We start from the raw sequence: 22,172 nt of genomic DNA, 5'->3' as shown, positions 1-22,172 counted from the left end.
TGGCATAAAAAAGGAGAAAATCAATGGCTATAAGCGCTAACAGGCTTGAACTTCTGCAAATTGCAGATGCTGTTGCACGTGAGAAGTCAATTGACCGTGAAATTGTCATTTCTGCAATGGCTGATGCTATTCAAAAAGCAGCACGTTCTCGTTATGGCCAAGAAACCAACATCCGTGCTGAGATCAATTCTAAAACAGGTGAAATTAAATTACAACGTCTTCTTAAAGTTGTTGATGTCGTTGAAGATTATACAACTGAAATAGCTTTATCTGATGCCCTAAAACGCAAAGAAGACGCAAAAGTCGGTGATTTTCTTTCCGATCTTTTACCTCCCATGGATTTTGGACGCATTGCAACACAATCTGCTAAACAGGTTATTGTGCAAAAAGTACGTGATGCAGAACGTAATCACCAATTTGAAGAATTCAAAAATAAAATTGGTGAAATTATTTCTGGTACAGTTAAACGTGTGGAATATGGCAATGTTATTGTCGATATAGGTCGTGGAGAAGCTATCGTGCGACGTGATGAATTAATTCCGCGGGAATCTTTTCATTATGGAGATCGCATTCGTGCGTTTGTTCATGACGTACACCGTGAACCAAGAGGACCACAAGTTTTCCTTTCACGGACACACCCTCAATTTATGGCAAAACTTTTTACTATGGAAGTCCCAGAAATTTATGATGGTATCATAGAAATTAAATCTGTTGCTCGTGATCCAGGCTCACGTGCAAAAATCGCTGTTGTTTCACGCGATGGCTCAATTGATCCCGTTGGTGCATGTGTTGGAATGCGAGGAAGCCGTGTTCAGGCTGTTGTTGCAGAATTACAAGGCGAAAAAATTGACATTATTCCTTGGTCACCTGATGCTGCAACATTTATCGTCAATGCACTGCAGCCCGCTGAAGTTTCGAAAGTTGTTCTTGATGAAGATGCAGAACGTATTGAAGTCGTCGTACCTGGTGATCAGCTTAGTCTTGCAATTGGTCGACGTGGACAAAATGTGCGTTTAGCTTCGCAATTAACAGGATGGAATATTGATATTCTAACAGAACAAGAAGAATCTGAAAATCGTCATAAAGAATTCACTGAACGTAGCAAGCTTTTCATGGAAACTTTAGATGTTGATGAAATGGTTGGGCAAGTTATGGCTTCAGAAGGTTTCACCTCAATTGAGGAAATCGCTTATGTTAATCTTGAAGAAATAGAGTCTATCGACGGCTTCGATCATGATACTGCTTCAGAAATCCAAAATCGTGCACGTGAATATTTAGAACGTAAAGAAAAAGAACTCAACGAAAAGCGTAAAGAGCTTGGTGTTTCAGATGAATTGCAAACACTGCCTGGTATAACAAATGCTATGCTAGTTGTTATAGGTGAGGATGGTGTAAAAACAATAGAGGATTTTGCAGGCTATGCAGTTGATGATCTCGTTGGATGGAGAGAATGTAAAGAAGGTCAAACACAAAATTTTCCTGGCATCTTGACACCCTTTGATATTACCCGTGCAGATGCAGAAGCCATGGTGTTAGCAGCACGCGTGCAAGCAGGTTGGATAAATCAAGCTGATCTTATTAAACAACATCCTGTAGAAGATGAAGCAACAAATAATTTGGATGCGGATAAATTTTAAATGAATGAGCGGACTTGTATTGTGACAAAGAAAAGTGCTTCAGCGGCAGCGCTGATCCGTTTTGTCATTGGTCCAAATAATCAAATTATCCCTGATCTTAAAGCTAATTTACCCGGACGTGGTCTTTGGGTTTCTGCGCATCACACTATCATAGAAGAGGCAGTCAAACGTAAAGCTTTTAGCAAAAATCTTAAAACAGATGTTGAGGTTTCTGAAAACCTCGCTCATATTGTGGATAAATTACTACTAAAAGCTGCACTTTCAAGCCTTTCTATGGCTCGAAAAGCAGGGACTATTGTTACAGGATCAACCAAAGTTGTTTCTGCTATTCGCACCGGTCAGGTTATTCTTGTTCTCCATGCAAAAGAAGCAAAAGAAGATGGAAAACGCAAAATTTCACAAGCCATCCACGCAATACAAAAAAAAGTAAATCAGAATATAAAAGTTATATCTTTATTTACAAGTGATGAAATGAGTATGGCTTTTGGAACTAATCCTGTGATACATGCTGCCTTATTGAATACGAAAGCTGCAGAGGGATTTATCAAAACGATATACAAATTAATCACCTATCGTGAGGATAAATATAGTAAGCTTAGTGCAATAACGGCAAAGGCCGTGAAGGAAATACAATGAGTGAAAAAAATAATGACAAAATAACAGCTAAAAAAACACTGACCTTAAAACGATCAGGATTAGAAACTAGTACGATCAAACAAAATTTCAGCCATGGTCGTACAAAGGCTGTGGTTGTCGAAACTAAACGACGCAAAATTACACGCCCGGACGAAAAAACTGAAGCACCACAGCCTATTACTAAACCGCATGTAGCTCAACACTCCAAACCAAAATTTGAAGAAATACCGCCCAGTAAACCTATAGCGCCGAGCAACCTTTCATCAGCAGAAATAGAAGCGAGGCGCCGTGCTTTAGAAGAAGCACATATCCAAGAAAAAATAATACGTAAACAAGCTGAAAAAGAAAAACGTGACAAAGAACGTGAAGAACGTTTGCATTTACAAACTCATCAAGAAAAGCAAACATTACGAGAAAGTAAGAACACCACAGATCAAATTCCAACTCATACTTCTACACTCTCCTCAACAGAATCTATCGAAGCAATAGATATAAAAGCATTAGAAGCAGCTATTCCGCTTAAAAATATACCCATAGCAGAAAAACGTATTATAGATGATCATGATAATGAAGACAAACATAACCGACGCACTAATTCTTCTAAACCAGAAATGCGTTCACCTAAAGTTGTAAAAGGAGCTGATGAGCGTCGTCGAGGAAAACTTACTCTTCATAGTGCGTTGGATGAAGAAGGAAGTGGACGTGGACGTTCAATAGCAGCAATGCGTCGTCGACAGGAAAAATTCAAACGTGCACAAAATCAAGAACCAAGAGAAAAAATTTCTCGTGAAGTTACTCTTCCTGAAACCATTACCATCCAAGAGCTCGCTCAGCGCATGACCGAACGTTCGGTTGATGTTATTAAATTTTTAATGAAACAAGGACAAATGATGAAGCCTGGTGATGTCATCGATGCGGATATTGCAGAGCTCATTGCTGTTGAATTTGGTCATACAGTTAAACGTGTTTCAGAATCTGATGTAGAAGATGGTATTTTCAATATCAGTGATGATCCATTAAAGATGCGTCCACGTCCACCTGTTGTAACCATTATGGGTCATGTTGACCATGGAAAAACTTCTCTTCTTGATGCTATTCGTAAAGCCAATGTTGTTTCCAGTGAAGCAGGTGGAATTACACAACATATCGGTGCTTATCAAGTTGAGCAAAATGGTCAAAAGATTACCTTTATCGACACGCCTGGACATTCTGCTTTTACAGCCATGCGTGCTCGTGGTGCTCAAGTAACTGATATTGCTATTTTAGTAGTCGCCGCCGATGATAGTGTGATGCCACAAACAATTGAGTCCATTAATCATGCAAAAGCCGCTAATGTTCCCATTATTGTTGCTATTAACAAAATTGATAAACCAACTGCCGACGCACAAAAAGTACGTACAGAACTTTTGCAACATGAAGTTTTTGTTGAAGCCATGGGTGGTGAAACTTTAGAAGTTGAAGTTTCTGCCAAAACTGGACAAAATCTTGATAAACTTTTGGAAGCTATTCTTCTTCAAGCTGAGCTTCTTGATCTTAAAGCGGACTCAGAGCGAACAGCAGAAGGCGTTGTTATTGAAGCTAAACTTGATCGAGGACGGGGGCCTGTTGCAACTGTTCTTATCCAAAAAGGTACATTACAACTTTCTGACATTATTGTTGCAGGCAATGAATGGGGACGTGTTCGTGCTTTAATTGATGATTGTGGTTGTTATATCAAAAAAGCAGGGCCTTCTACACCAATTGAAATTTTAGGCATGCAAGGTACACCACAAGCTGGTGACCGATTTGCTGTAGTGACAAATGAAGCAAAAGCAAGAGAAATAGCTGAATACCGCCAACACTTAGCTCGTGACAAAGCTGTAGCTCGACAAACTAGCTCTCGTGGTTCTCTTGAACAAATGATGACAAAATTACAAACTATTGGTGTAAAAGAATTCCCACTTATCATCAAAGGAGATGTCCAAGGATCTATTGAAGCGATCACTTCAGCGTTAGAAACACTAGGCAATGAGGAAGTGCGTGCACGCGTCGTACACTCCGGTGCTGGAGGTATTACTGAAAGTGATATTTCTCTCGCTGAAGCCTCTCAATCCGCTGTTATTGGCTTTAACGTTCGAGCGAATAAACAAGCAAGAGATGCAGCTAAAATTCAAGGAATTGAAATCCGTTATTATAACATCATTTATGATCTTGTTGACGATATAAAAGCAGCTATGTCAGGATTGCTATCACCAGAACAGCGCGAAACCTTCCTTGGTAATGCCGAAATTCTAGAAATCTTTAACATTACAAAAACTGGAAAAGTTGCTGGTTGTCGGGTTACAGAAGGAAAAATAGAACGAGGAGCTGGCGTCCGGCTAATTCGAGACAATATCGTTATTCATGAAGGAAAACTTAAAACACTCAAACGCTTCAAAGATGAAGTCAGTGAAGTACAAGTTGGTCAAGAATGTGGAATGGCATTTGAAAACTATGATGACATTCGCGCGGGTGATATTATTGAAACTTTCCGAGTCGAGCATATTAATCGTACATTATAAGGTCACCTAAGAGCTTTCTTTATCTAATAGTTAAAAAAGAAAAGTATTAAACTTAATACAATCTTTCTATCTTTTCTTATCTTTTAAGAGAACAAAAGGAAAACAGAATATAAAAGGTTATAATTTTGGTAAAAAATATACATCCATCACAACGGCAATTAAGAGTAGGAGAACAGGTTCGCCACGCAATAGCTCATATATTGCAACGAGGTGTTTTGCTTGATGATACCTTTAAAAATATTGTTATTTCTGTCTCTGAAGTGCGTATGTCATCAGATTTGAAAATTGCTACTTGCTTTGTTTCCTTTCTCAATACCGTCGATCAAACTTCTCACGATGCTATCGTTAGCGCTTTAAATAAAAATAGTCGTTTTATCCGTGGAGCGATCAGTCATCAGTTACGGCAAATGAAATACATGCCTGCACTCCGTTTTCGATTCGATAACAGTTTTGATAATTTTGCAAAAATTGATACTTTACTCCGATCACCTGAGGTTGCGCGTGATCTTCATAATGATAAACTTAAAGATCAAAAAACGTGACACGACAACGTACAAAAAAAGGTCGTTCTATTTCCGGCTGGATCATCCTAGATAAACCCAAAGGAATGAGTTCGACAGCAGCTGTTTCAAAAATCAAATGGCTTTTTAACGCACAAAAGGCTGGACATGCAGGGACACTTGATCCACTTGCTTCTGGCTTATTGCCTATTGCGCTGGGAGAAGCAACAAAAACTGTTCCTTATGTTATGGAAGGTACCAAAACTTATCATTTTTGTGTAGCCTGGGGAGAAGAGCGTTCCACAGATGATCTAGAAGGTGAAATTACTAAAACATCTTCGATACGCCCAACACAAGAAAATATTCTTGCTCTTTTACCAAAATATACAGGTATTATTTGGCAAAAACCTCCAAAATTTTCAGCAATTAAAATTGCTGGTAACCGTGCCTATGATTTAGCACGCAAAGGTACAAATATTGAAATTTCATCTCGTCAAGTAGAAATTAAAACCCTCAAGCTTATCGATACTACTGCTCAAGGACATTCTATTTTTGAAATGACATGTGGAAAAGGAACCTATGTACGTTCCTTAGCACGTGATATGGGACACGATCTCGGTTGTTATGGATATATTTCTGACCTACGCCGTATAAAAGTTGCGCCTTTTAAAGAAAATGATCTCATTACATGGGATGAATTAAAAGTTGCAATGCTTTGTAAAGAAACAGCAGATGAAAATTGTACTCTACCGAAGAGAGATTTCTCTGTACTTGATCAGTTATTGATTAAAACAGATGCTGCATTACATTGCCTATCACACTACACTCTCAATAAAACTCAAGCAATGCATATAAAAGTGGGTAAGTCAGTACTCTTATTTGAAAATAACATCTCTATTGATGAAGAAAATGTTTATGTCACTTACAAAGATCAGCTTCTTGCTATAGGTACAATTGATAAAAATCAATTCAAACCAAAACGAATTTTCACAATTTAATGAGCTGCTATTTCTAACACTAAGCTAAGCCCAGTATAGAAGGCTGTTTTTTTATACTAATAGCTATTTTCTATTTTATATTTCAATTTTATAACACTCAAATTATTGATTATTGGATAGTTTTAAATGTATCTCATTAATCTTTGGTACTGTTTGCCACTTAATCATGCGATGAACCTTTACGCTATTGGATATGCGATTTAATCTATCAAGATGTTTGTTAACCTCTATATCTGCTTTTGTGCAACGGCGATTATGGCGCAAATAATCTACCCAAGTTGGTATATGGTAAGATTCTATCCAATATTCCGGCCTCTCAAGATCACGCAAAAGAATCCACTGGCGTGCTCCATCACGTAGTCGAATATGACGGCAACGTCTCATAACTTCAAGAAATTCTGCAAGATCATTTTCATTAATTTGATAATAAGTCATAATCATAATTGGACCACTTTGTCCTGCTAGATCTAATGAAAGCTCTGGCTCTCTAAATTGATCAAGCGGCTCAAAATTAATTTGAGGAATTTCTTGAATTTTAAATTTAATACCCGCAAGAGCTCCACAAATTAAGAATATCGCGCAAACATTCAAAGCGACTGTTAAAGAATAAACCTCAGCTAATACACCCCAGATTGCACTTCCAACAGCCATACCACCATAAGATGCAGTTTGATAAAGGGCTAAAGCACGCGCAACAACCCAACGTGGTGTAGAAAGCTGTACAGATGTATTAAAGAGTGATAATGCCAAAACCCAACATAAACCAGCAGGAAATAAAACAGAGTGGCTTATAAACAACGAACGACTCATTGCTAAAACAAAGCAAGAAAAGGACAATCCAACAAATGCACTTGCAACAATTATTTCTGACTTAAAATTGCTTCGTACAAACGAATTAATCACGCCAGCTGTAATAGCTCCCAGACCAAAACAACTAAGTAATGTACCATAAAACAGTGCATTCCCTTCAAAAAATTCATGTACAACGATTGGCAGTAACGCAAAAACAAAAACAGCACCAACACAAAAAAGGAATGATCTTATCATAATACTCAAAAGATTGGGAGACATTGCTACATAACGGAGACCATCTGCTATAGCTCCTAAAAAACTCTCCCTTGGTAATGTATTGTTCTTGTAATTTGGCTTCCACAAAAACAAAACGCTAATCAAAGGAATATAACTGAGCGCATTGACAAAAAAAGTTGTAATACCACCCAAAGTAGAAATAATAGCTCCTCCAATAGAAGGTCCTACACTGCGCATCAAATTCAAACCAACACTATTCAAACTAACGGCAGTAGAAATATTTTCTCGGTTCACAATATCCCCTATTGTTGCTTGCCAAGAAGGATTATACAAAGCGGTTCCACATCCAATCAAAAATGTAAAGCATAAGAGAAGCCAGGGGGTAATTAATCCCATATAAGATAAAATAACCAAATTAATTGAGACAATCATCATAATAATTTGAGCAAAAAGCATAATATGACGCCGATTAAAATTGTCAGCTAATGCACCTGCCATCAGAGAAAAAACAACAAGAGGTAATGTCGTAGCACTTTGCACAAGCCCTACCATAAAATGAGAAGGACTAATCAATGTCATCATCCAGCTTGCTCCCACCGCCTGTACAAGGCCACCTAAATTCGCTACAAGAGTAGCGACCCATAAATTTCTGAATGTTGAATTATGAAAAATCTCTAATGTTGAAACCTTCTGCATCTTTTGTCTCCAAATCAGCAGTTCATTCGTCCCTTTACTATTAGTACATCATGTAAAGTTATTATCTTATCTATTTAGAATAATAATTCTTTAAGAAACTTTCATAAAAAATCTTAAAATAAATATTTGCCAAAATAAACTTATATAAAGAAAATCTTCAAGGGCTAGTATTTTAACTTTATTTCCTATATAAGTACCAAATATCAGTATCAAAGCAAGTAAGATTTTCTCTCTTCTTGTTCTTTTATAGCCTTTGCTGGATGACATCTTGGCTACAGGTGTTTTTTGCTTATTTTTTGAAAGGACAATACGATGTCGATTACTGCTGAGCGTAAAAAAGCTCTTATTACAGAATATAAAACTAAAATCGGTGATACAGGTTCACCAGAAGTTCAGGTTGCTGTTCTTTCTGAACGCATTTCTAATTTAACCAACCACTTTAAATCTCACAAAAAAGATAATCATTCTCGTCGGGGTCTTTTAAAGATGGTATCCCAACGCCGCCGACTTCTTGATTACCTAAAAGGTGTTGATCAAGATCGCTATCAGAAACTTGTCGAAAGATTAGGCTTACGCCGTTGAAGAAAAGTAAGTGAGTATTTTTTTACGAAAAATCACTCTTTTACTTTAATATACTGCTCGTAATCAAAGACTAATGAAGAATCGTGAGCGAGATTGCCGGGTGTTTCCATTTGATCTGTCATTTATTTCTCTCTATGCAAAATATAGAAATGTCTTGTTGTATTACCCATAACTTTGAAACATAACACAAAATCACAATGTAAATATTAGGTCATTAAGGATAAAAAATGTTTAAAACCCATAAGGTAGAAATTGAATGGGCCGGCCGGTCACTTATCCTCGAAACAGGAAAAATTGCACGTCAGGCAGATGGCGCGATTCTTGCTACATATGGTGAAACTGTTGTTTTGGCAACTGTCGTTTCAGCAAAAACTCCGAAACCAGATCAAAATTTTTTTCCGCTCACCGTTAATTATCAAGAAAAAAACTATGCAGTTGGTAAAATACCTGGAGGTTATTTAAAACGCGAAAGCCGTCCAAGTGAAAGTGAGACCTTAATTTCACGGTTAATTGATCGTCCAATTCGCCCGCTCTTTGTTGATGGTTATAAAAATGATACACAAGTAATCGTTTCTGTCATCCAGCATGATTTAGAAAACAACCCTGATATTCTTGCTATAATTGCATCTTCTGCCGCACTAACTCTCTCAGGTATTCCTTTTATGGGCCCCATTGCCGCTGCTCGTATTGGTTACTGCAATGGACAATATATTCTTAATCCTAATATTGACGAGATGCCTGAATCAAAACTTGATCTCGTTGTTGCTGGAACAGAAAATGCTGTACTAATGGTTGAATCAGAAGCACATGAATTACCTGAAGATGTAATGTTAGACGCTGTCATGTTTGGCCAAAAAAGTTTTCAACCTGTAATTAATGCAATCATCAAACTTGCCGAAGTAGCTGCTAAAGAGCCCCGCGACTTTATTCCGGAGGATCTATCTATCCTTGAAAAAGATATGCTTGAAATGGTCGAACAAGATCTCAGAGACATTTATACAATTACTGATAAACAAAAACGTCATGCTGCACTTGATCTTCTTAAAGAAGAAGTCATCAATAAATTCACACAAGAAACAGAAAAAAACTGCGAATTTAATACAGATCAGATTGCAACTGTTTTCAAACAGTTGCAAGCAAAAATTGTTCGCCAAAACATCCTTGATACGGGAAAACGCATTGATGGACGAAATCTTTCAGATGTTCGCTCAATTCAATCAGAAGTAGGTATTTTACCTCGCACACACGGATCAGCATTATTTACTCGTGGTGAAACACAAGCACTTGTCATAGCAACATTAGGAACTGGAGAAGATGAGCAATATATAGATTCCTTGACAGGTATGTATAAAGAAACATTTCTTCTCCATTACAATTTTCCACCTTTTTCAGTAGGTGAAATAGGCCGTATTGGTTCTCCTGGCCGCCGTGAAATTGGTCATGGTAAATTAGCGTGGCGTGCTATTCATCCCATGTTGCCGACAAAAGAATCATTTCCTTATACTATTCGTACTGTATCAGAAATTACTGAATCAAATGGATCTTCTTCAATGGCAACTGTTTGTGGAACTTCATTAGCACTCATGGATGCAGGTGTTCCTTTAGCCAACCCTGTTGCTGGTATTGCAATGGGTTTGATTAAAGAAGGTAAACAATTTGCCGTTCTATCAGATATTTTAGGGGATGAAGATCACCTTGGTGATATGGATTTCAAAGTAGCAGGTACAGAAAACGGAATTACTTCTCTGCAAATGGACATAAAAATTGACGGCATTACTGAGGAGATTATGAAAATCGCACTTGCACAAGCTAAGGATGGTCGAATCCATATTCTCAATGAAATGGCAAAGGCCTTAGCTCGTGCACGTAGTGAACTTAGCGAATTTTCTCCACGTATTGAAATGATGAATATTCCTGTAGATAAAATTCGTGATGTTATTGGTGCTGGTGGTAAAGTAATAAGAGAAATTGTGGAAAAAACTGGAGCTAAAATTAATATTGAGGATGATGGAACAATTAAAATTGCTTCTTCTGATTTAAAAACCATTGAAGCAGCAAAAAATTGGATCCTTTCAATTGTTGATGAACCTGAAGTCGGTGCTATTTACCAAGGAACAGTTGTTAAAATTGCAGAATTTGGAGCGTTTGTTAATTTTTTTGGTTCTCGCGATGGACTTGTTCACATCTCTCAACTCGCGGTAGAACGGGTAGCAAAAACAACTGATATTGTCAAAGAAGGTGATAAGGTTTGGGTTAAATTAATGGGCTTCGATGAACGTGGTAAAATTCGGTTATCGATGAAAGTCGTTGATCAACAAACTGGAAAAGAGCTTATCCATGATGACTCAATAGAAACAGAAAAAGGCGGTAATATTCATGAAAGGAATCGATCTGAAAAGAAAAACCGTCGTAAGAAAAAAGAAGATTAATTTTATTTTCTTACTGTAAAATAAAATGCCATTCTAAAATATTGGAGAGGCATTTCTTTGAAAGAATAAAATGTGTCTCTATTTTTACCTTTTGAAAGCTATGATCTCCCTAGACCTTGTTCGAACCAATATTTTTTAGGTTTTGGTTTAACTAAAATTCCTGATAAACAATGGATAAAAAATCTTGAAATTATAACCCCTTGGCGACAAGACTTTTTAAAATTTACCAATGCTAAATTTCAATGTAGCCCCCAAATAAATCAAACCATAATCTATGATGGAGGACTGCTACAACTTAGTAAATATCGTGATCTTAATCAAAATCGTTTTCTTGATCTATTAGAACGAGTCAAACCTGGTGGATGGATCATCATTAGTGGAGAAAAAACTGCTGGTTCTGCCTCAATGATGAAATGGGTTAACACTCTTGTTCCTATTAGTAAAAAATTATCCAAAAATCATAGCCATATCTTCTGGTTGCAAGTACCGCAAAAAATAGATAAACAAAATATTGCTCATTTTCGCTCATCACCACTCAGTTTTGGAAATAAATTTCAAACTACTTCTGGTATGTTTTCTCATGGTCGTATTGACCCAGGATCTGCTGCACTTATACCTTATTTACATAAAGTCATTTTTGGAAAAACAGCTGATTTTGGAGCGGGCTGGGGATTTCTTTCTTATACTGCACTTGAAGTAAGCAAAAACTTAACTGCACTCGACCTTTATGAAGCCGACTATAACGCTTTAGAGGCAGCAAAAAAACATCTACAGCATATAAAAACCTCTCTTCCGATTGGCTTTTATTGGCATGATCTTATTTATGAGCCTATAAAAAATCTTTATGATACAATTATTTCAAATCCACCATTTCATACACAACAAACAACAGACATTTCATTAGGGCAGCATTTTATTATAAATGCTGCAAAATACCTTAAACCTAAAGGTCGCTTGCTTCTCGTTGCAAATCGCCATCTACCTTATGAAACACTATTAAAAAAGCTCTTCTGCACAGTTTTTATCCATGAAGAAGTTCATGGCTACAAAATCATAGAAGCACATCGATAGATCACTATATGCAAAGGTCTCTAAAGAACAAAACGTGAAAGATCTATATCAGAAGCAAGCTCTCCTATAGATTTTCTGACATAATCAGCATCAACTTTAAATGAAGTACCGGCTTTATCAGGTGCCGTAAAAGAAATTTCATCTAAAACACGCTCCATAACCGTCTGCAAACGACGTGCGCCAATATTCTCGATCCTCGCATTTAAATCAACAGCAATATCAGCTAACGCATCAATTGCATCATCAGTAATTTCTAAATGAACTTCTTCTGTTGCCATTAAAGCAATATATTGTTTAATCAGACTAGCTTCAGGTTCAGTAAGAATACGCCGTAAATCTTCCCTTGTTAAAGCATTTAATTCTACACGGATAGGCAAACGACCTTGCAGCTCTGGTAATAAATCAGAGGGCTTAGATACATGAAAAGCACCAGAAGCAATGAAAAGAATATGATCTGTTTTTATTTGCCCATATTTAGTCGCAATTGTTGTCCCTTCAACTAAAGGCAAAAGATCCCTTTGAACCCCTTCGCGTGAAACAGCAGCACTTGCCCCACCATCACGAGTTGCAATTTTATCAATTTCATCAATGAAAACAATTCCATCATTTTCAGCAACACGAAGTGCCTCTTGAATAATTTGATCTTGATCTAGGAGTTTCTCCGATTCATCATCAATTAATGGTTTAAAAGCGTCCTTTACAGTCGTTTTGCGTACCTTTGTACGAACACCCATCTTTCCAAAAATATCTGATAAATTCATAATACCCATTTGTGCACCAGGCATACCAGGAATATCAAAAGTTGGAGCACTATTACTATTATCAGTTACTTCAATTTCAATTTCTTTGTCATCCAATTCTCCTTCGCGCAATTTTTTACGAAAACTATCACGGGTAGCAGGACTCGCGGTTTTTCCTACAAGAGCATTTAAAACTCGTTCTTCAGCATTAAGATGAGCTTTTGCTTTTACTTCATCACGTTTTTTTTCACGCACAAGAGAAATTGCAATTTCAACGAGATCACGAATAATTTGCTCAACATCGCGACCCACGTAGCCCACTTCAGTAAATTTAGTGGCCTCTACTTTAACAAAAGGAGCTCCAGAAAGTTTTGCTAATCGACGAGCTATTCCTGTTTTACCAACACCTGTTGGCCCTATCATCAGGATATTTTTAGGCATCACTTCTTCACGCATCTGCCCTTCAAGCTGTTGTCGACGCCACCGATTACGCAGTGCAATAGCAACAGAACGCTTAGCATCATTTTGTCCAATAATAAAACGATCAAGTTCAGAAACAGTTTCACGAGGGGAAAATACAACACACATTCAAATAGCTTTCTCTAAAGGAGGTAATTCAGCATCCAATGTTTCTATTGTAAAATTATCATTGGTGTAAACACAAATTTTAGCAGCAATACTCATAGCTTTAGAAGCAATAGTTTCTGCATCTAAGTCCATGTCCATCAGTACCCGTGCAGCCGACAAAGCAAAATTACCTCCAGAACCAATTGCCATCACTCCATCTTCTGGTTCTAAGACATCACCAAGACCTGTCAACGCCAAAGTAGTTTTTTGATCAGCCACAAGCATCATTGCTTCAAGACGACGTAAATAACGATCGGTACGCCAATCTTTTGCAAGCTCTACACATGCACGCATAAGCTGATCAGGATATTGCTCAAGTTTTGTCTCTAATCTTTCTAATAGTGTGAAAGCATCTGCTGTAGCACCTGCAAAACCAGCTATCACTGCTCCACTTTTCCCAAGACGACGAACTTTGCGCGCATTACTTTTCATAATTGTTTGTCCAAGTGAAACTTGACCATCGCCAGCCATAACTACTTTATTACCTTTTCTTACAGTTACGATTGTCGTACCATACATAATATCAGGCTTATGCTCTGTCATAAGAAAACTCCTTAACATGGCTCCCTTTTATCATACATAAAATAAAATCACTAATTCCTTTATTTAATAATATATATTGCAAAACACAATGCTTGAGCGCACTTCAATTTTTCTCAATATAAAATAATATAAAAAATGACATCATTGTTGTATACTCGAATTATTGTTATATTGCTTTATATAAGCAATCTGCCTTCTTACAGGGGAAAATTATGAAAAGAATAGCAGTAGGCACATTAGGTGGAACAATTGCAATGACAGCCAATAATTTGGGCCAAATGCAGCCGACTTTAACATCAGATATACTCATAAAAAATATTCCTGATTTAGAAAAAATTGCTGATATTCAGAGTTACACATTAACACAACTACCAAGTGGATCTCTATCTTTTAAAATTCTGCTTGAAACAATAGAATGGGCAACACAGCAAATTAAGATGGGTGCAGATGGTATTGTTTTAACGCAAGGAACCGACACATTAGAAGAAACAGCTTTTTTTCTTTCCCTTTATTGGAATAGAGCTGAACCACTTGTTGTAACTGGTGCTATGCGTATACCCTGTGAAGCAAGCGCTGATGGACCTGCTAATTTTTTGGCTGCAACCCGCGTCGCGGCTAATCCACAAAGCCGTAATAGAGGAGTCCTAGTTGTAATGAATGATACTATTCATTCACCCTACTGGGTACAAAAAAGCCATACTGTTAAAGTCGAAACGCTGCAATCAGGTCTAACAGGCATTCTAGGAACAATTTTAGAAGGAAAACTCTTTTATTTTAACGATCGAAATTTTTTTCCTACAACTTTCACAGCTCCTAAAAAAAATGATCATCAAGTTGCGCTGCTATATTCCTCTTTATCATCTGATACACACTTGATGAAATTTTGCCTTGAAAGTGGACATTATGCAGGCCTTGTCATAGCAGGTTTTGGTTCAGGCCACTGCAGTTTTCAAGAAGCGGATATAGTACGAAAATACGCAAAAAAAATACCAATCATCATTGCAAGCCGTTCTTATCATGGTCCAACAACTCGTACAACCTACGGTTATAAAGGTTCAGAAATTGATATGATTTCTTCTGGTGCTTTAATGTCTGGCTATTTGTCAGCAGTAAAAGCACGTTTACTTTTATGGGCTTTTTTGGCAGAAGATCTATCACAAAAACAAATCATTGCACGCTGGAATGATTGGACTATAAGTTAATTCACTATTTTAAAACAAAACATGATTTTTTAAACAAAAGACAGCCTGTTGTTCTGCTCTCAATCATGACAATTTCTAAAAAATAATCTAAAAACTCTTGGCCAATAAAGATGCTTGATACTACTCAATTCAAAAACAATCAAGAAGATAACTTGATCAATTACGTTTCTGATCAATATTCTCCCTACACTTTTTTTACTGTACAAGAATGGTCTCAATTTCGCGCAAATACCCCGCTTACCTTAACTTTTGATGAAATTAAACGCTTACGATCAATCGATGATCCTATCGATTTAGAAGAAGTGCAATGTATTTATCTTTCTTTAGCGCGTCTCTTATCATACCATGTTGAAGCCGTACAGGAACTTTTCCGAAAACGTCAAATATTTTTGCATCAAGCAGATACCAAAAAAACACCCTTTATTATTGGAATTTCTGGTTCTGTTGCGGTTGGAAAATCAACAACCGCACGTATTCTTCAAGAACTCATGAAACGATGGAAATCTAGTCTTAAAGTTGATCTTGTTACAACCGATGGATTTCTCTACCCTAATGCCATTTTACAAGCAAAAAATCGTATGAATCGTAAAGGATTTCCTGATTCCTATGATATTAAAAAATTACTGCGCTTTCTTTCTGACGTAAAATCAGGCATTAGTAATGTTAGTGCACCGCTTTATTCGCATATGATCTACGATGTTCTAGAAAATCAAAAAATTATTATCGACCGGCCCGATATTTTAATTGTTGAAGGTGTTAATGTCCTTCAAGTTAGTGATTATCCTAAAGATGGAAAAATTGTACCTTTTGTTTCAGACTTTTTTGATTTCTCAATCTATGTAGATGCTGCAACAGAAGTGATCCATCAATGGTATTTAGAGCGTTTTAAACAGTTACGTAAAACAGCTTTTCAAAAACCCGAATCTTATTTTCATCGTTATGCACTGTTAAATGAAGAAGAGGCCTTAAAAATTGCTGAAAACCTTTGGTACACAATTAATCTAAAAAATTTACAAGAAAATATATTACCAACACGACCGCGAGCTGATCTTATTCTACGAAAGGGAAAAAATCATTTAGTTGAATATGTTGCACTTCGAAAACTATAAGGATTATAAACACATGCTTCAACATCAAATTAATTTCACTGCTACACGTTCTGATAAGAGCTGCCCTATCCTCTTAATTGATACAAAAAACTTTGCTAATTTAACTCTTGATTCATCAAAAACCTCATGGATGAAAGTTAATGGCTTTACTGGAAAAGCAGGACAAATATTATTTGTTCCCCACGAAACAGGACAATTAAAACAAGTTTTATTTGGACTTGGTGACCAAGAAAATCCTTTCATCACAGGACTCCTTCCCAAAAATCTCCCCACTGGCCATTGGCATTTAGAAGGAACTACCTCAAATGAAATGAATACCTATCTTGGATTAGCATTTGGGAGTTACCAATTTAACCGCTATCGTCAAAAATCCCCTTCTAAATCACTATCGATCCATGTACATAACGCAATTGATCTAGATGAACTTAAACGAATTTATGAAACTGTCTTTTGGGTCCGTGATCTTATCAATACTCCAGCTAATGATATGGATCCTAACACTCTCGAAATAACAACACGCCAACTAGGGCAGACTTATAATGCTCATGTCACAAGTATTTGTGGAGATGATCTTTTAGTACAAAATTTTCCAATGATTCATGCTGTAGGACGAGCAAGCAACATTGCACCACGACTCATTGAACTACAATGGGGACAAGAAAACCATCCTAAAATCACATTGGTTGGCAAAGGAGTAACTTTTGATTCCGGAGGATTAGATATTAAATCTGCCAATAATATGCTATTAATGAAAAAGGATATGGGTGGTAGTGCGCATGTTTTGGGATTAGCAAAACTAATCATGGATGCAAAACTTCCTTTTTGTCTGCGTGTTTTAATTCCTGCAGTTGAAAATGCCATTTCTGCTAATGCTTTCCGGCCAGGTGATATCCTTCAAAGCCGTAAGGGATTAACTGTTGAAGTTGGCAATACAGATGCCGAAGGCCGACTTATTCTTGCTGATGCCCTAACTTATGGTGATGAAAAAAGCCCCCAGTTCATGATTTGCATGGCTACTTTAACTGGAGCAGCACGCATAGCATTAGGGCCAGATCTCCCTGCATTTTATTGTAGCAACCCAATATGGGCACAGAAAATTTCTCAATCAGCAAATTCCATTACTGACCCTCTATGGCAAATGCCACTTTGGAAACCCTATAGACAAATGTTATCATCACAAATTGCGGACATTAATAATACATCCGGAAATAACTTTGCTGGCTCTATAACTGCCGCTTTATTTTTAAATTCTTTTGTCGAAAAAGCAGAAAAATTTGCTCATTTTGACCTTTATGGATGGTCTCCAAAAGAAACACCAGGTTATCCTGTCGGTGGAACCGCGCAAGCTATTCGTGCTCTTTATAAACTCTTCAAAGATCAAATTTGATATAAATAATTGGTAAGGATGTACAATAATTTGGACAAATTATAATTTTATTCTTTTTATTCTTTCTATTGGATAAGAGATCCATTAATATTTGCTGCTAGTCCATTAGAGGTAAAAAATGCCTTATAAAAATTCACCGTTGCATATATCTCAAGATATCCTCACAAATCAGCAATTTGAAACTCCATGTTCTGTCCAAGGAGAAAAAAGACGCGTTAATACAGCTGTTGCAGGTCTATTTAAAGAAAACAGTAAGAAAAGCGAAAGGCAAACAGAATGCCTCTTCGGAGAAGAAATCTTACTCCTTGAGCAAGATGAAACCATGTCAAAGGTAGAATCGCTTAAAGATGGTTATGTAGGTTATATTGATACACAAATTCTTTGCACATCAACCATAAAACAAACGCATATTGTTTCAGTTCCTCGTACTTTCCAATATTCGCAAGCTGATTTAAAAAAGGCTGTAGAACGTGCTTTGTCTATGGGAAGTAAAGTAACCGTTGTTGATGTAACTGAAACACGTGGTACAATGTATTCTATTCTTGAAAATGGAACAGCTATTATTTCTTCTCATCTTCATCCTATTCAACATACGTTCAAAGATTATGTAACTGTTGCTCAAACTTTTATTCGCACACCTTATCTTTGGGGAGGTGTTAGTGGCTTTGGTCTTGATTGCTCTGGACTAGTTCAACTTTCTATGATGATGGCAGGGAAAGCAGTTTTACGTGATACTAGTATGCAACAGCAAACTATAGGAAAACCACTAACAGATACTGATACTCTTGAACGAGGTGATTTGATTTTTTGGCAAGGTCATGTTGCAATTATGATTGACTATGAAAATATTATTCATTCAAATGGTTATTCTATGGATGTTATGGTTGAACCTTTAGAAAAAGCAGTTGAACGAATTGCTAAAAATCACAAATATCCTGTAGCAAAACGTCGACCACTTTAATAACATCTTACAAAATTTAATAGCGTAATATCTTAAATGCTATTTTAGAACATTTTATTTATCGAATTACTTTGAATTTTTAATATTTGTAAATACACTCTATAATTCTTTTAATAACAAATTTTTCTATATTTAATCTTTTGATATTATAGATTATTTTTTTAATAAGAATCATATAAACAAAATGAAATATTTCTAATTTATCTCTATATAATTTATTAAAAGCTTCATATTTATAGACTCTTTTAAGGGTAAATGAAGTTATTTTAAACATAAATAATTTCATCTTTTTGCATAAGCTGTCATTAAATTAAATGTGTAAACTACTATTCAATATGTTGTTAACACCTTGATATGACCATAAGATATAAAGAAATATTCCTGGAAATTAGAATCTCTGTGAGTTTGGCTAAACAACTTAACGAAACTCACAAATAATTGTTCAAAATAAAAACAAGACTAATCTTTAAAGGCTAAAATTGATAACGCAAGCCACCCGAAACACTAATTCCAGAAAAGCCGGCTTTGGTTAATTTATGTTGGTATAACAAATCGCCATGGAATGTTATAGTATTAGACAATTGAGCATGAACACCCATCCCTGTTTCAACTGTAGAACCAAATGCACCTAACTGAAAAGCGTCTTTAAAATGCACTATCCGCTTCTTTTCATAACTATGCGCAACATGAAGTTTGGTATAAAAGGAAACAACATGTGCTTTTTCGGAAGCAGAAACAACTTTCGTTAAACAACCACCAATCCGCCCTATCAATTGATCATGGCTTCCTAAATCAATATCAAACCGATCAATATCACGCGCTTGATCAAACATGAGAGACTGATAAATAACTTGAAGCTGCGGCTCAATAATAAGACCATTATAGCCTGTTATAATTGCATGACCGCCTATCAAAGAAGCATTCAAAAGCCCCCCTTTTAATTCTGCTGTTTTTCCACGAGAAAGAGTGACAACATCGCCCTTAAAAAAATCATAAGAGATAAAGCCATTTGCATAAACGCCTGTATCATGATGCAAATTAGCATAAAGCTTTCCCGACCATTTATTAAAAACACTCTTTTGACTTTGTTTAACCGCACGAGGCTGAAGAGAGAGCTGACCATAACTGCCCATAACTCCAAAAGACGAAGCACTATGTTTACTCTCTAATGTATTTAATACAATACCTACTGTCACATTATTATAGTCAAGATCAGCTCCATAACCATGTTCAAAAACGGATAAATTTGAAGTATAATGATGGTTACTACCATAACCACGGATAAAAAAGCTTGTCTTTCTATTTTTATCAGGCTCATGAGAAGCATTTTGTATGATTTCCAACAGTTCATGTTGATTACTTACATCTACCAAGCCTGTATGAAATAAAGCATGAGGTAAAAGCAAATAACTTGGGAGTTGTGGCACAACCGCCGGTATTCTTTTTCCAGGTAAATCTGGTGTTCTGGGATCCTGTGGTTTGGATGGCGTTGGTGGTTCCGGTACCGGTGGTAATGATTCCGGTGGTACTGGCGCTGGTTTTGGTGGTGATGGTTGTACTCGTGGAGAAATATATTTACTCTGCAGGCGATAATCCCAAAAATTACTTCCATTACCACTAACTAACTTTTGATCAAGACTAGCCTGACCACGAGAAGAACCTGGACCATAAGCAGAAAGAACATACTGATAAGGTGAACCATCAATTGTAATATAATCACCTTCCAATTTGAAAGAATGTTCTTGTGCCGTACCGGAAACCTGAATAAGCGAAATACCCTGAGTATTCCCATTCCTCCCCATATCATCTTTCGAACTTCCATTTTGGCCAGTAACGTAAACAGTGGTCGTACCAGACACATTGCCATGAATCAAAAGCCTATCAGTCTTTTGGTCGTTAATGTTATTTTCTTTACTAATAAAAACGTTCAAGTAAAGCTTTGCATCATTCACAGCATTATAAACAACACCCGATCCTTTTCCAACATTAAGTGTTTGATAAACAAAATTTTTTGGTGTATCAAACTGAACAATACTATGATTCAATTCTAAAGATGTTATAAACCATGCGATGTTATTCAAATGCCTTTGATCTGTAAAATTGTTATTTTTTCTTGTTGTCAAAGTCCAGGTTGAGTTATTTTTCAAACTAAAATTTACAAGAGCTCCATTAGCGATAGAAACCCCCCCTTTGAGGGTAGACTGATCAGCCTGAATTTCTATAATTCCTCCCTTGGCTTTTAATAAAAGATCGCCAGAGATATTAGAATTTTTTGATAATTTAACAATAGATATTTTCTCATGAGCATAAAAATTTTCCATTAAAGAATTTTGTTTTGTGATATAAATCGCTGGATATTTTTCAGCTGTAATAGTTGAGTTTTCAATATCGACCTTTTCCCCCACCATATTTCTGTTTACAGGCTGATACATTGTTATACCATAAGTATTAGAAACAGAAACTCGCCCATCCTTTAAAAAAATAGATCCCCCTGTATCTAGATACAATCCACCTCTATCATCTGTTGTTCCCTTATCATCGTTGTTTTTTCCAGTAATTATGACACCATCTAAATCAGCATGTCCCTTTTCTCCTACAAGCACCCCCACTCCATTTGTAAAATCAATTGACCCATTTATCATTTCAAGCTTACTGTTATTATTGGCGATATACATCCCTAAAGAATCATAAGGGTACTCATTACTTCCACCACTCTTCACTGTAATTTTTACATTAGTTAAGGAAATATCACCCTGAGATGACTTATCTATTACAGCACCTGTACCAACAACATCTATTGACCCATTTGTCATTGTAATTTTGGCATTACACATCTTATTAAGAGAACATCCAGCATATAAACCCATATTAGCACGCTGTTCCTTCCCTTCTCTCAATGTAATATTCACATTCTCTAACTCTATTCCTTGACTACTCCACGAGCTTACTCCTATACTTCTCTCATAATAATTCAAATTAATTGTTCCACCCACCATTTTAATTGCCCCATTTTCACTAGCGGAAAGGCCTTCTGCTACTTCCTTGATAGTTGAATTCTGCAAAATAACTTTTCCATACTCTTTTGCAAATACACCTGTTTTAGAGTTAGTAATGGTAATGTTCTCCGCATTAATAACTGTCCCTGATTTTTCTGCGGATACTGCCTTAGAAAATGAAGAACCCTTCTGCTCATTTAATTGATAACTCTTACTCGTAAAAGTATGTGTTTTACCATCAGAACATTTAAGAAAAGAACTACTCTCTGAACAATCTGTCATTTCAGATGTCGCATTAACATCTATATTTTGTAAAAAGAAAAAGGCGCTTGTTGTACAAGCACAAACGTAAGTGTAATTTTTAAAAACTTTAAGCATAATTTTGCCTCAATTTTTTCCTTCCAATCAAAATTAACATCTCGAAAGATATATCTTAACAACTAAAAAGTGTATTATCATATCTTTGCAATTGTTTTAATTTAATACATT

General features: G+C 36.4%; 16 protein-coding genes. 12 read left to right on the top strand and 4 right to left on the bottom strand.

All coding sequences use genetic code 11. From position 1 onward, the window contains the following. Positions 1-23: 23 nt before the first annotated feature. From nusA to truB, 5 genes are all read left to right on the top strand, one after another. Positions 24-1,637 carry a transcription termination factor NusA gene (nusA, locus tag Bho11B_RS01825; protein ID WP_035005596.1) on the top strand — a complete coding sequence of 538 codons (1,614 nt, stop codon included), beginning with the start codon at positions 24-26 and terminating at the stop codon, positions 1,635-1,637. Further along, positions 1,638-2,273 carry an RNA-binding protein gene (locus Bho11B_RS01820; RefSeq protein ID WP_035005592.1) on the top strand — a complete coding sequence of 212 codons (636 nt, stop codon included), beginning with the start codon at positions 1,638-1,640 and terminating at the stop codon, positions 2,271-2,273. It begins immediately after the preceding gene. Further along, a complete protein-coding gene (infB, locus tag Bho11B_RS01815; RefSeq protein WP_078673509.1) occupies positions 2,270-4,813 on the top strand; it encodes a translation initiation factor IF-2 in 2,544 nt (847 codons plus the stop codon). Before Bho11B_RS01820 ends, infB begins: the two co-directional genes overlap by 4 nt. A 125-nt stretch (positions 4,814-4,938) precedes the next feature. After that, on the top strand, positions 4,939-5,355 hold the full coding sequence (gene rbfA / locus Bho11B_RS01810; RefSeq protein ID WP_035005589.1) for a 30S ribosome-binding factor RbfA: 417 nt from the start codon (positions 4,939-4,941) through the stop codon (positions 5,353-5,355). After that, positions 5,352-6,311 (top strand): tRNA pseudouridine(55) synthase TruB, encoded by a 960-nt coding sequence (truB, locus tag Bho11B_RS01805; protein WP_078673508.1) that lies wholly within the window; start codon positions 5,352-5,354, stop codon positions 6,309-6,311. The genes rbfA and truB overlap by 4 nt, the downstream gene beginning before the upstream one ends. Before the next feature lie 102 nt (positions 6,312-6,413). Here the strand turns inward: truB and Bho11B_RS01800 are convergent, their stop codons facing one another. Continuing rightward, complete coding sequence (locus tag Bho11B_RS01800) at positions 6,414-8,036, bottom strand: MFS transporter (RefSeq protein WP_078673507.1); 1,623 nt, start codon at positions 8,034-8,036, stop codon at positions 6,414-6,416. Between the two features lie 312 nt (positions 8,037-8,348). Between Bho11B_RS01800 and rpsO the strand changes: the two genes are divergently transcribed. The 3 genes from rpsO to Bho11B_RS01785 all read left to right on the top strand — a co-directional run bounded on the left by rpsO (position 8,349) and on the right by Bho11B_RS01785 (position 12,118). Then, a complete protein-coding gene (rpsO, locus tag Bho11B_RS01795) occupies positions 8,349-8,618 on the top strand; it encodes a 30S ribosomal protein S15 (RefSeq protein WP_035005582.1) in 270 nt (89 codons plus the stop codon). A 227-nt stretch (positions 8,619-8,845) separates the two neighbouring features. Continuing rightward, complete coding sequence (pnp, locus tag Bho11B_RS01790) at positions 8,846-11,047, top strand: polyribonucleotide nucleotidyltransferase (protein WP_078673506.1); 2,202 nt, start codon at positions 8,846-8,848, stop codon at positions 11,045-11,047. A gap of 72 nt (positions 11,048-11,119) precedes the next feature. Beyond that, positions 11,120-12,118: a class I SAM-dependent methyltransferase gene (locus tag Bho11B_RS01785; protein ID WP_035005578.1), complete on the top strand. Its 999-nt coding sequence runs from the start codon at positions 11,120-11,122 to the stop codon at positions 12,116-12,118. A gap of 20 nt (positions 12,119-12,138) precedes the next feature. On the opposite strand, the gene hslU is transcribed toward Bho11B_RS01785, so the two are convergent. After that, positions 12,139-13,446 carry an ATP-dependent protease ATPase subunit HslU gene (gene hslU / locus Bho11B_RS01780; protein WP_035005576.1) on the bottom strand — a complete coding sequence of 436 codons (1,308 nt, stop codon included), beginning with the start codon at positions 13,444-13,446 and terminating at the stop codon, positions 12,139-12,141. Beyond that, positions 13,447-14,028: an ATP-dependent protease subunit HslV gene (hslV, locus tag Bho11B_RS01775; protein ID WP_035005574.1), complete on the bottom strand. Its 582-nt coding sequence runs from the start codon at positions 14,026-14,028 to the stop codon at positions 13,447-13,449. 212 nt (positions 14,029-14,240) lie between these two features. On the opposite strand from hslV, the gene Bho11B_RS01770 reads away from it, so the two are divergent. The 4 genes from Bho11B_RS01770 (at position 14,241) to Bho11B_RS01755 (ending at position 18,687) form a co-directional block, all read left to right on the top strand. Beyond that, positions 14,241-15,230: an asparaginase gene (locus tag Bho11B_RS01770; RefSeq protein ID WP_035005572.1), complete on the top strand. Its 990-nt coding sequence runs from the start codon at positions 14,241-14,243 to the stop codon at positions 15,228-15,230. Positions 15,231-15,340: 110 nt separating this feature from the next. Continuing rightward, positions 15,341-16,339, top strand: coding sequence for a type I pantothenate kinase (gene coaA / locus Bho11B_RS01765; protein ID WP_078673505.1), 999 nt, complete (start codon positions 15,341-15,343; stop codon positions 16,337-16,339). A 13-nt stretch (positions 16,340-16,352) separates the two neighbouring features. Next, positions 16,353-17,726: a M17 family metallopeptidase gene (locus tag Bho11B_RS01760; RefSeq protein ID WP_035005564.1), complete on the top strand. Its 1,374-nt coding sequence runs from the start codon at positions 16,353-16,355 to the stop codon at positions 17,724-17,726. A 118-nt stretch (positions 17,727-17,844) separates the two neighbouring features. Beyond that, positions 17,845-18,687, top strand: coding sequence for an NlpC/P60 family protein (locus Bho11B_RS01755; protein ID WP_078673504.1), 843 nt, complete (start codon positions 17,845-17,847; stop codon positions 18,685-18,687). A gap of 473 nt (positions 18,688-19,160) precedes the next feature. Here the strand turns inward: Bho11B_RS01755 and Bho11B_RS01745 are convergent, their stop codons facing one another. Next, on the bottom strand, positions 19,161-22,061 hold the full coding sequence (locus tag Bho11B_RS01745) for an autotransporter outer membrane beta-barrel domain-containing protein (protein ID WP_078674131.1): 2,901 nt from the start codon (positions 22,059-22,061) through the stop codon (positions 19,161-19,163). Positions 22,062-22,172 lie beyond the last annotated feature (111 nt).

The organism is Bartonella sp. 11B (assembly GCF_002022625.1).
Classification (GTDB): domain Bacteria; phylum Pseudomonadota; class Alphaproteobacteria; order Rhizobiales; family Rhizobiaceae; genus Bartonella; species Bartonella rochalimae.
This window is presented reverse-complemented; position numbering and strand designations above follow the sequence as displayed.